A 3,444-nucleotide genomic window follows, 5' to 3' on the forward strand; every position below is an offset into this window, starting at 1 on the left:
CCACCAGGCAGTTCAAGCTGCAGTTCAATCCCGCGTCCGTCGAGTACAGCCTGAGCGCGGAGTTCGACGATCGCAACGGCGACAACAAGGCACGCCAGTTCGTCAAGAAGACCAATGCCAAGCTGACGATGACGCTGGTGTTCGACAGCACCGACACCGGCATCAACGTGCGCACCCAGACCAACAACCTGGCCCTGCTGCTGCGACCCGCCAAGGACGGCAGCAAGCAGTTCGTACCCAAGGTGGAGTTCGGCTGGGGCGCCTTCAGCTTCACCGGCGTGGTCGAGCAGTTCAAGGAGACGCTGGACTTCTTCTCCGCCGACGGCGTGCCGCTGCGCGCCAGCGTGAACATGACGCTGGCTGGCCAGGAGGTCGAGTTCCAGAAGGGCAAGCGTGCCAAGGTCGACCAGGGCACGACACCCGACCCCGTCGCGGCGGCGCCCGGCTCGGGACCGAGCGACGTGGCCGGCGCGCTCGGCGACCAGCGAGCCGCACGTGCCATCGCCGAGGCGAATGGCTCGGCCAGCCTGCGTTTCGGCGCCGAGGCGTCGCTGAACGTCGGTGGCAGCGTGAGTCTTGCGGCCGCGGCTGATTTTTCGGTCGGTGCCGGCGCCGGCTTGTCGCTGGGTGCAGGTGTCGGAGTCGGGATGGGCGTCGGCGGTGGGGTGAGTGGCGGAATCGGTGGCGGCATCACTGGTGGCGTCGGAATCAGCGGCGGCTTGAGCGGCGGCTTGAGCGGCGGCATCGGCGTCGGCGCCAGTGCCGGCCTGGGCATCGGTGGCAGTGGCGGCCTGACGCTGACAAGCACCGCCGGCGCGGCCTTCGACGGCTTGCGCGTGGGCAGCACCAGCAGTTCCAGCGTCAGCGTGTTCGATGCCCGCGCCGCCTTGCTGCCCGCGCCCGGCATCTCGGGCGCTGCGTCCTTCACTTCCGGCGGCCGTGCCGAGGTGCACGGTGGCGGCAGCCTCTCGGCCGACGTGGGCGCCACCGCCGACCTGCACGGCCGCATCGACTTAGGAGTCTGAACATGGGCATCACCTTCGAGCACGTCAGTGCCGACATCCAGCGCGACGCACCCTCCACAGCCCCCCCTTCGGCCCCTGCGCCCAAGGCCCCGCCCGAGGACCTGAAGGAACCGCTGATGCAACTCCTGCGCCTGCGCGACGAACGCCTGGCCCGCCTTTGCGACGAGTGACGAGCACACGACGAGACCACCATGCCCGAGACCACCGTCAGCGAATCGGCCATCTTCAGCGCCCGCCCGACCTTGCGCCTGGGCGGCCAGCCGGACGAGCGGCTGGGCACGCTGATGACGGCCTTGCGCATGGAAGAGTCCGAAGGCGGCATGAGCACGCTGGAGCTGCGCCTGGTCAACTGGGTGGCCAACGGCGACGGCCGCGCCGAGCTGGCGTTCAAGGGCGACTCGGCGCTCAAGCTGGGCGCCGAGATCGGCGTCTACAGCGGCGACGAGAGCGCGCCGCGCGAGATCTTCAAGGGGCACGTCAGCGCGCTCGAGATGGACTGCAAGTACGGTGAGCCGCCCGAGCTCGTGGTGYTGGCCGAGGACGCCCTCACCGCCGCGCGGCGCGGACGGCGCAGCAAGGTCTACACCGACATGTCGCCTGCCGACGTGGTGAAGGCCGTCGCCGGCGAGATGGGGCTGCAGGCCGGCGTGAGCGCATTGACCTCGCCGGTGGCGACCTGGGCGCAGCTGAACGAGACCGACCTCGGCTTCCTGCGCCGGCTGCTCGCGCGCTTCGACGCCGACCTGCAGGTGGTTGGTTCGCAGCTGCAGGTGGCGCCGCGCCAGGACGCCGGCCGCGGTGAGATCGAGCTGACGATGTACAGCCAGCTGGCGCGCGTGCGCGTCTGTGCCGATCTCGCGCACCAGGCCACGGCCGTCAGCGTGGCCGGATGGAATGCGACCGAGGGATCGGCCGTGAAGGGCGAGGCCTCGAGCATCACGAACGCGGGCCCGGGCAGCGGCAAGAACGGGCTCGCATGGGCCCAGGAAGTCTTCGGCAAGCGGCCCGAGCACCTGTCGGCCCCGCCGGTGGCGAGCGACGACGAGGCCCGCGCGGTGGCCGAGGCCGCGCTCGACCAGCGTGCGCGCCGCTTCGTGCGCGCAGAAGGCGTGGCCGAAGGCAACGCGAAGCTGCGCGTCGGGGCCAGCGTGAAGCTCGCCGGCGTCTCGCCGCAGTTCGACAACAGCTACTACGTGGTGCGGGCCTGCCACCTGTTCGACATGAAGCAGGGCTACCGCACCGAATTCAGCGCCGAGTGCGCCTGGCTTGGAAACTGAGCGATGAAACGCGACAACCACTTTCTTCCATCGGCCCTGCCCGCCTGGAGCGGCACGGGCCAGCTTGCCACCGTCAGTTCGCTCGACGATCCGCTGCAGGCCAACCGCGTGCAGGTGAAGCTGATCGCCTTCGATGGCGTGGCGAACCAGGACGCGCCGATGTGGGCGCGCGTCGTCGCGCCGTTCGCCGGCGACGACCGCGGCTGCTTCTTCCTGCCCGACGTGGGCGACGAAGTGCTGGTGATGTTCGTGCAGGGCGATGCGCGCTTCCCGCTGATCGTCGGCGGGCTGTGGAATGGCGCAGCGAAGGCACCGGCCGACACCGAGTCCGGCGGACGCAACCGCTACAAGCGCATCAAGTCGAAGAACGGCATCACCATCACGCTGGACGACCAGGACGGCCAGGAGACGATGCTGCTGGAAACGCCCGGTGGCCAGTCGGTGACCCTGAAGGACGGCCCCGGCGAGATCACGCTGGAGGACAGCAACGGCAACAGCATCAAGCTCGAGACCTCCGGCATCACCGTGCAGGCCTCCGCCAAGGTGACGGTACAGGCGTCCAGCGTGGACGTCACGGCCGGCATGGTGAAGGTCGACGCAGCGATGGCCGACTTCAGCGGCATGGTCAAGTGCGTGACGCTGAAGGCCGACACGGTGATGGGCACCAGCTACACGCCCGGCGCGGGCAACGTCTGGTGAACGCCATGCACGCCACCCACACGATCGCGATCGGCGCACTGCGCGACCTGCCCGGCCTGGGCTTGCGGCCGATGATCCTGCAGCGGACCGAGGACGATTTCCTGCCCGCGACGCTGGACGACCTGCGCACTCCGGCCGGCCGCACCCGCCTGGGCGCGCTGGTCGCCAAGGCCCACGACGCCAAGGGCCGGCTCAAACTGTTCCAGCCGGTCCAGCGCCAGTTTCACGTCGCGCTGACCGAGGCCTGGTGCGACATCCCGGGCAAGCCGCGCATCGATCCGTCGCGCGTGGATGGCGCGGGCATGGTGCTGCGCCGGCTCGATGAGCAGGGGCGTCCCCAGGGCTGGATGCGGTCCAGGGGGCGCGTGCGCGGTTGGGTGYCGCTGTCGCGCGTGGGCGGGCCCGACCGCGATCCGCTGGCGCAACGGCGGCTGAAGCAAGGG

General features: G+C 70.0%; 4 protein-coding genes and 1 pseudogene. All 5 read left to right on the top strand.

Translation table 11 applies throughout. From position 1 onward, the window contains the following. A partial coding sequence (locus tag AC1D15_RS22745; protein WP_477827755.1) for a CIS tube protein occupies positions 1–1,025 on the top strand: 1,025 nt, incomplete at its 5' end. Between the two features lie 2 nt (positions 1,026–1,027). Beyond that, positions 1,028–1,195: a hypothetical protein gene (locus tag AC1D15_RS22750; RefSeq protein WP_156155191.1), complete on the top strand. Its 168-nt coding sequence runs from the start codon at positions 1,028–1,030 to the stop codon at positions 1,193–1,195. 21 nt (positions 1,196–1,216) lie between these two features. Beyond that, positions 1,217–2,302: a phage late control D family protein gene (locus AC1D15_RS22755; protein WP_477827756.1), complete on the top strand. Its 1,086-nt coding sequence runs from the start codon at positions 1,217–1,219 to the stop codon at positions 2,300–2,302. 3 nt (positions 2,303–2,305) lie between these two features. Continuing rightward, the gene (locus AC1D15_RS22760) at positions 2,306–3,001 is read left to right on the top strand and encodes a phage baseplate assembly protein V (RefSeq protein WP_047512718.1); all 696 of its coding nucleotides are present in this window, start codon (positions 2,306–2,308) and stop codon (positions 2,999–3,001) included. A gap of 5 nt (positions 3,002–3,006) precedes the next feature. Next, a pseudogene (locus AC1D15_RS22765) lies at positions 3,007–3,444 on the top strand (hypothetical protein); the annotation flags it as partial.

Source organism: Rhizobacter sp. P2_H2 (genome assembly GCF_056403375.1).